The sequence below is a fragment of the Sulfurovum sp. bin170 genome (assembly GCF_010892395.1).
Taxonomy (GTDB): Bacteria; Campylobacterota; Campylobacteria; order Campylobacterales; family Sulfurovaceae; genus UBA1140.
In genome coordinates, this window is sequence record NZ_JAACKB010000293.1 from 1 (window position 1) to 7,800 (window position 7,800).

Genomic DNA, 7,800 nt, shown 5'->3' on the forward strand with positions numbered 1-7,800 from the left:
ATAAATTAAATGTTTAAAATTTTGTCGGGCAGAGGGCAGCCCGACCTACGGAAAAATAATGAAAATAGAAGAAATATACAACCAACTAAACGAAATAAGTTCATTTGAACTACAAGAAAAATGGGACAATTCAGGTCTGCTCGTGGGTGAGATGAACCGTGAGTTTGAGCAGATAGTCATTGCTCTCGATATAGATAGAGAGATGTTAGAGTATGCAAAAGAGGATACACTTTTTATTGTTCACCATCCACTCATCTTTTCAGGACTTAAACAGTTAGATTTTTCTGTTTATCCTTCAAATCTGCTAGAGATAATGATACAAAAACGACTATCATTAATTGCTATGCATACCAATTTTGACAAGACCCATCTCAACAGTTATGTATTTGAAAAAGTTCTAGGTTTCAAAAAAGAGTTCCAAGATGAGTTTATTTGCAGAACAACAGGTAATTGGACAAAGGATGAACTTTTAAATCTTCTAAAAACAAAATTGAATCTAGAGACTCTGCGTGTGGTTTCTCCAAAAAATAGAATCAACTCCATAGCACTAACAACAGGAGCAGGAGCTTCACTGATGGATGAGGTGAATGCTGACTGTTTTTTGACAGGTGATATAAAATATCATGATGCGATGAAAGCTATGAGTCAAAATCTGATGATGGTTGATATTGGTCATTATGAGAGTGAGAAGTTTTTTGTGGATGTGCTAATGGATGAATTGAAAAATTTAGGTCATTTGGGTATAATTTCGCAATCACAAAACCCATTTAAGATAATTTAGATAAATAGGTATTAGCAAAATAGGCTTGACACCCCAAAGGATAGAGATTGAACAAACATTTAAATGAGCTAATTGAGCTTTCAAAGATAGACAAGTCGATAGATGACTTTACCCCACTAATCGAAGCTGCACAGAAAAAACTGGCTAGAAAAGTAACAAAAAAAGAGGATATTGACAAAAGAATTAATGGCTTGAATGCAGAGATAGATGATGCTAACTCTAAGATCTCTTCTTATGAAGAGCAGATTAAAGTTTTGAGTGAGCAGTTGACACTTGGTGTGAGCAAAGAGAAAGAGGTCAAGACAGAAAAAGAGATGAAGGCTCTACAGATGGAGACTGAACTTGCTAAAGAGAAGTTGAGTCATGCCAATAGTGAGATAGAGAGACAAAATAAGATTCTTGATGTGAAAAATCAAGAGCTTGAGGTAGTAACTGTCCAGTTGAAAGATGCAAGTCAGGAAGTGGATAAAGTCTCTGTCACGGTAACCGAGAAGATGAACTCTATTGAGGCAGATAAGGCTAAACTTTTTGCGACAAGAGAGAACAACACTATGGCTATTGACCAGAAGATTTTATCTTTTTATGAGAAGATTCGTATCTGGGCTAGAAATACAGCTGTTGTACCTGTTAAGAAACAAGCTTGTTATGGTTGTTATATGAAACTGAACGACTCGGCATATGCAGCAATTATTAAATCGGAAGAGATTCATACCTGTCACCACTGTGGGAGAATCTTGTATCTTGGGCCTCAAACTGCTGAGGCATAGGTAGGATCTCATTTGGATAAGATATTTTTTATCCTCTATAGTGTAATCATTACCATAATATATGTTATAGCACTCCCTTTTCTATTTTGGTTTTCAAAACGAAGGTCAAAATATAAAATCTCTATTCCTGCACGATTTTTTTTGAAAAATAACAGACCTTTGAAGTCAGATGGTATTTGGTTTCACTCTTGTAGTTTTGGTGAGGCACGAGCTATATATTCTATAGTTGATAAGTTACCAAAAGAGCTTTTGAGACTTACTACTACAACTCAGACAGGATATGAGGCTATTTCTAAAAAGCAGAGTGAACAGAGCCGTTATATGCCGTTTGAACCTCTGCTCTTCTTTTGGCTTAAGCCTCAAAAAGTTTTAGTGGTGATGGAGGCAGAGTTTTGGTATCTTCTTTTTGCTTTGGCACAAAAGAGAGGGGCAAAGACACTGCTTATCAATGCGAGGATGAGTGATAGATCGTTTCATAAATATCAGAGGATGTCATGGTTTTATAAGATGATATTTGCTTATATTGACGAGGTATACGCACAGAGTGAGATAGACAGAGAGAGATTAGAGTTGTTGGGTGCTAAAAATGTTCAAGTTATTGGAAATGTGAAGTTGGCAGATATTTCTGTAGTTACGAAACAGTTATCAAAACCAAAAGCGATGCTTGTTTGTGCAGGAAGTACTCATGAGGGTGAAGAGCAGTTGATACTAGAAGCTTTTGCTAAACTAAAAGAGGAAGAGAAGAGTGCTAAACTGGTAGTGGTTCCAAGGCATCCTGAACGATTTGAGAAGGTCTCTTTGATGGTGAAAAATTTTGCCAAAGAGCATCACTACTCTTGGCATAACTACTCAGACAATGAGGCGTTCAATTCGGATATAGTCGTTGCTGATATTTTAGGTGAGTTGGTTAATATCTATGCAATATCGGATATTGTTATCTTGGGTGGAGCTTTTGCCAAAGTTGGTGGGCATAATGCAGCAGAGGCAGCACAGTTTGGTTGTAAAATAATCTCTGGAGAGCATTACTTTAACCAACGAGACATCTTCTCAATGATAGAGGGGATAGCGATAGTTACAGAGTCAAATTTGGCTAGAAGATTACAACAGCATGGGCAGTTAATCCCAACAAAGATAATTCAAAGAACCGATATAGAACCAATATTAAATTCTATAAAAGATGTTCTGTAGGGGCAGACCCATGTGTCTGCCCTTCCTATTTAACAAATGGAGTTAGAAGATGGAAAAAGCGTATAAACTACTTGCACAGCAAGAGGATATTTCAAATAAAAAAGCAAAAGAGTTAATCGACCGAGGATTAGTATATGTAACTGATAAAAAAGTTAAGATTGCTAGAGCAGAGATGCCAAATGATACAAACTTTAGAGTAGAGCGAATAGAAAATGTAAAGATTATCTATCAAGATGAGCATATTTTAGCTATCAATAAACCAGCACTTTTGGATTCGTATGAGTTGCAAGATGCGATAGAGGAGGATGAGACTGTTTTGATTCATCGTCTTGACCGTGATACCTCTGGGGTTTTGATTCTTGCACGAAATGAAGATTTTTTAGCAGATGCAATAGAAGCTTTTAAGAGGCGAAAAGTCAAGAAACGATATGTGGCATGGGTAGAGGGGGTATTTTGTGAAGAGATTACTATTAATGCTCCTATTGCCACACATAAACAGGGTGGAAAAGCTTTTTCAGAAATCAACGAAGAGCGTGGACGACCTGCGATTACGGTTGTAAAACCACTAGAGATACAGGGTAAAAAGTCCAAAGTAGAGATAGAGATTATGACAGGGCGAACACACCAAATTCGTGTGCATCTATCAAGTATTGGTCACCCTATTGTAGGTGATGAGCGATATGGTTCTGTGACCCGTTCCAAGAGGATTTTGCTTCATGCGAAAGCTCTTTCGCTTTTGGGTTATGCATTTGAAGCTAAAGAGCCTAGAGATATACAAAAATATAAATAGAGGAGTTTAATGTGCAAGAGAATGATAGCGTTTTATATTATATAGTTTATGGGATTATTTTGGTAGCGTTTTATATTGTTTTGAAGTCGCCTAAAAAGGGTGATACAAAAGATAGTCAAAAAAAAGATGAGAGATAGTTTTCAATTAATTGAAAAAAATATACCAAAATCTTTTCAATTGGTTGAAAAGTAAACAGATATAGAGAACTCTTTTGTGGTGGTTGATAATATAGAGGGTAGTGTACCAAAAATTTGTGCAAAAAGATAAATTGATTTAAAAGAGAGTACTACCTACAGGAGAGGGGAATGAAATATTCAAACCCTCTAACTTTAGCCCTAATCTATCGTCTCCTATAATAGTTCATCCGAATAGCCTGTGCCAACTGGTGAACAGCCATAATATAGTGTTCTCTTGGATTATATCTAGCAATCGCATATAGATTTGGTGTCCCCCACCACATCTCATCTTTTGTATATCTATTTAGTTTTACAAGCATTACAGAACCTCTATAACCATAGAAGTTGCTAGTAGGAGTCATACCTAGCGACCGCATTTGAGTTTGGGGATACTCTGTTTTGTAACCTGCTTTTGCACCATGAAATCTGGTTCCATTATAATTTACTCTCATAGCAACTGGTATATTAGGGTTCCATCCTCCCTTCTCTCTAAAAAAGTTAGCAACACTTCCGATAGCATCAGCTTTGGTAAATAGGTTTATCTGCCCACTGCCATCATGGTCAACAGTGTATTGTCTAAATGAGTCAGGCATAAACTGTGCAAGTCCAAATGCTCCTCCATAAGAGCCAAGTATCGCTCTTGGGTCAAGTTTCTGCTCTCTTGTTAAGAGAAGAAGGTTTTCTAGTTGAGTTGTGAAAAACTTTGAGCGTTTTCTATACTCTAGTGAGAGAGAAGTTAGAGCATCTAGGATTTTATGGTTTCCTGTATAGCTTCCAAAGTTTGTCTCAACACCGATAATCGCAACAATATACTCAGGTGCTACACGATACTCTCTATAAGCTTTATCGAGGTAAAATTTGTTCTCCTTCCAAAACTTGACACCTTTCCCAATTCTATCAGGAAAGAAATCTTTACGATATCTATCCCACTCTCCAGGGGTAGTGTGTTTTGCCATTGGTTTAGTTCTCTTGCCAATTACATTATATTTTGTAAGTGCTTTAACATCACGATTTACACTTGAAAAAACACCTTGAAGATAGCTTCTGCTGAAGTGATGCTTCTGCACCATCTCATTGATAAACTGTTTTAGTTTATAGCTATTGGAGTAGGAACCTCCTAGATATTGACTCTGTATAGTCTGTAGCGGAAATGGTGGAGTATGTGCAGGTAGGGCAGAGGGGGTGGCTTCAACTACAACAGGAGTCTCTTCTATTACCTCTATAGGATAGGTAGGTGCTATTGGTATATGCTCTCTAACTACAATTTGCTTTTTAGGCTCCTCAACCTTTTGGATACATCCATTAAGTGCAAAAAGAGAAGCAATTAATGGGACTATCTTTGTATATCTCATGGTAAAATCCTTTGTTTTATTAAGCTTCTTGCAAAATTAGGAAACGAAAACTTTAGTTTCGACTCTTTCGGGGCTGAAGCCTCCGATTCCAAGTTCTACAAGAAATTTATTTTATTTTACCATAAAAAGTTAAAGATAGTTATTTTTGAACTCCACATATCGTTTTGCAGATGCATAAAGCTCTTCGACTTCTGCATCTGTGAGTTCTCTTATAACTTTTGCAGGGCTTCCTATGATTAGGCTTCTTGGAGGAAAAACTTTGTTTTTGGTAACCAATGCACCTGCTCCTACAATAGACTCTTTGCCAATAACAGCACCGTCAAGAATAGTAGCACTCATTCCAATCAGACAGGCATCCTCTATAGTACAACCATGAAGCATTACCCTGTGTCCCACTGTTACATCATTTCCGATAATGGTTGGATTTCCATCACTCATATCCTCTTTTTTGTGGTGGGTTACATGTACCATCGAGAGGTCTTGGATGCTAGTTCTATCTCCTATTTTGATATAGTGAACATCACCTCTTACTATGGAGCCAAACCATATTGAGGAGTCTTCTCCTATCTCTGTGCGTCCTATTACAGTTGCTCCATCAGCAATCCATGCTCTTTTCTTTAGGGTTGGTGTCCAGTTTTTGTATTTTATTGTCATTTTTTTCCTTTTAGTACTCTTTTATTTATATATTCCGAAGAGTCTTTTTGTGCTTTATCATAAATTTTAGTTACGAACTCTTCTAAAATATCATGATTATTGACTATTTTATCACCTTGCTTAACCTGTTTATACTCACCTGAATTTTTAAGCTTCCATCTAAGCTTGGAGTCCTGTAGTTGCAAAGAGAGTATCTGTTTTATCTTTTTTTGTAGATGTGGCTCCACAATAGGGGTCATAATCTCAATTCGTCGAATAAGATTTCGAGGCATCAAGTCAGCAGAAGATATATAGCACTCGTTTTTATCATGTTTGAAGTAGTATATTCTTGGGTGTTCCAGATATTTACCTATGATGGAGTATACCGAGATATTATCACTAACTCCATCAACCGCTGGTTTTAGAGTGCATATCCCACGAATAATAAGCTCAATTTTACACCCTTTCATAGAAGCTTTGTAGAGTGCTTGTATGATGTCTGGGTCAACTAGAGAGTTGGCTTTTAGGATAATAAACCCCTTCTCTTTATGAGATGACTCCTCCTCTATTAGTGATATTAGTTTAGGTTTAATATCTGTTGGAGCTATAATAAGTCTTTTGAGTGTAGTGTGGTCAGAGAAACCTGTTATGAAGTGAAAAAACTTGGTTGCATCTTGGTTAAACTCTTTTTTTGTAGTGAAGTAGCTCATATCAGTATAGATTCGTGAGGTAGTGGGGTTGTAGTTTCCAGTTCCAAGATGAAGATAGCTCTGTAGTTTAGAGCCTTTTCTTTTGGTTATCTGTGCTATTTTTGCATGAACTTTTAGACCTGTAATACCATAGATAACATGAGCCCCTGCATCCTCTAGTGCTTTTGCCCAATGTAGATTATTCTCCTCATCAAATCTAGCTTTTAGTTCAACTAAAACGGTTACCTGTTTTCCATCTTGTGAAGCTCGGATGAGTGCATCTACGATTGGAGAGTTTTTCCCTACACGATATAGAGTCATACGCATAGAGAGGGTATTGGGGTCTTTTGATGCCTCCTCTATGAAGTTGACAATAGGGTCAAAGCTCTCATATGGGTGGTAGAGCAGAACATCTTTTTTCTCTATCGCTTCAAATATATCAGAGTTATCATCAAATGGTGGCAGAGTTTTTGGAGTATAGGTTGGCAGTGTGAGGTGTGCCAACTTCTTCTGCCCTACGATATGCCAAAGTGTTCCAAGATTTAGAGGTATCTTGTAGTAGTATATATCATGAGAGTCGAGTTTTAGGTGAGTGGTCAAAAACTCCACAAGCTCCTCATCCGCCCCCTCCATCAGCTCTAGTCTTACGAGAGTTCCTCTATTTCTCGAACGGATTCCCTCCTCTAACATCTCCATAAAATCATCAGCTTCCTCCTCTTCTATCTCTATATCAGCATTTCGTGTGACTCGAAAAGGGGTTGATGAGACTCTCTTAAAACCAGAAAAAAGCTCCGTGCTAAAGTGGTCAACCACAGACTCAATAGGAACAAAGCAGTGACCTACCTCCAAAAATCTAGGTAGAATTCTTGGTATTCGTATAAGCCCATGTTTGATGTTTCCTTTTCTGTCCTCAAACTTAAGAGCTAGTGCAAAGCTAAGGTTGTTTAGATGAGGAAAGGGATGTGTCGCATCAATCGCGATAGGCATAATCACAGGATATATCTGTTCAAAAAACTCATCTTTGATTATCTCTTTCTGCCTGTCTGAGAGTTTTGGATAACCTTTGATGGTGACATTGTGACTCTTTAAATCCTTCATAATCTCTTTGTATGAAGACTCTAGTGTTCTCTGCTCCCTATGTAGAGTTTTGTGAATCGCTTCAAGCTGTTCTGTTGGTGTCATTTTATCAATAGCTGTCTCTTGTATTCTAGCCTTGAAGAGTGCTTTTAGTCCTGCCACACGAATCATATAGAACTCATCAAGGTTTGTTCCATATATAGCGATAAATTTCATTCTCTCTAGTGGAGGCAGAGAGCTATCTTTGGCTTGGGCAAGTACTCTGGTGTTGAACTTTAGCCATGAGAGTTCACGGTTGAAGTATAGGTCTGGGGAGGTTAGGTCTTTGGGCATTTTGTTCCCTATAA

Annotated in this window: 8 protein-coding genes; 5 read left to right on the plus strand and 3 right to left on the minus strand. The window is 37.6% G+C overall.

The genetic code is table 11. The features are described 5' to 3' along the window. The first annotated feature begins 58 nt into the window (after positions 1-58). Genes GSY74_RS06915 through GSY74_RS10890 form a run of 5 tightly spaced genes read left to right on the plus strand, consistent with a single transcriptional unit; the run spans position 59 to position 3,663 of the window. Positions 59-781, plus strand: a complete 723-nt coding sequence (locus GSY74_RS06915; RefSeq protein WP_164664374.1) for a Nif3-like dinuclear metal center hexameric protein — start codon at positions 59-61, stop codon at positions 779-781. Positions 782-828: 47 nt separating this feature from the next. Then, positions 829-1,548 (plus strand): zinc ribbon domain-containing protein, encoded by a 720-nt coding sequence (locus GSY74_RS06920; protein WP_164664375.1) that lies wholly within the window; start codon positions 829-831, stop codon positions 1,546-1,548. Between the two features lie 12 nt (positions 1,549-1,560). Further along, positions 1,561-2,736 (plus strand): lipid IV(A) 3-deoxy-D-manno-octulosonic acid transferase, encoded by a 1,176-nt coding sequence (gene waaA, locus GSY74_RS06925; RefSeq protein WP_164664376.1) that lies wholly within the window; start codon positions 1,561-1,563, stop codon positions 2,734-2,736. Positions 2,737-2,785: 49 nt separating this feature from the next. Further along, positions 2,786-3,526, plus strand: coding sequence for an RluA family pseudouridine synthase (locus GSY74_RS06930; RefSeq protein ID WP_164664377.1), 741 nt, complete (start codon positions 2,786-2,788; stop codon positions 3,524-3,526). Positions 3,527-3,537: 11 nt separating this feature from the next. Continuing rightward, positions 3,538-3,663 carry a hypothetical protein gene (locus GSY74_RS10890; RefSeq protein ID WP_255494573.1) on the plus strand — a complete coding sequence of 42 codons (126 nt, stop codon included), beginning with the start codon at positions 3,538-3,540 and terminating at the stop codon, positions 3,661-3,663. 203 nt (positions 3,664-3,866) lie between these two features. Here GSY74_RS10890 and mltB read toward each other — a convergent pair whose 3' ends face one another. From mltB to GSY74_RS06945, 3 genes are all read right to left on the minus strand, one after another. Next, positions 3,867-5,054 (minus strand): lytic murein transglycosylase B, encoded by a 1,188-nt coding sequence (gene mltB, locus GSY74_RS06935; protein ID WP_164664378.1) that lies wholly within the window; start codon positions 5,052-5,054, stop codon positions 3,867-3,869. A 129-nt stretch (positions 5,055-5,183) separates the two neighbouring features. Beyond that, complete coding sequence (locus GSY74_RS06940) at positions 5,184-5,708, minus strand: gamma carbonic anhydrase family protein (protein ID WP_164664379.1); 525 nt, start codon at positions 5,706-5,708, stop codon at positions 5,184-5,186. Continuing rightward, entirely contained in the window at positions 5,705-7,786 is a 2,082-nt protein-coding gene (locus GSY74_RS06945) for an RNA degradosome polyphosphate kinase (RefSeq protein WP_164664380.1), read from the minus strand. Before GSY74_RS06945 ends, GSY74_RS06940 begins: the two co-directional genes overlap by 4 nt. Positions 7,787-7,800 lie beyond the last annotated feature (14 nt).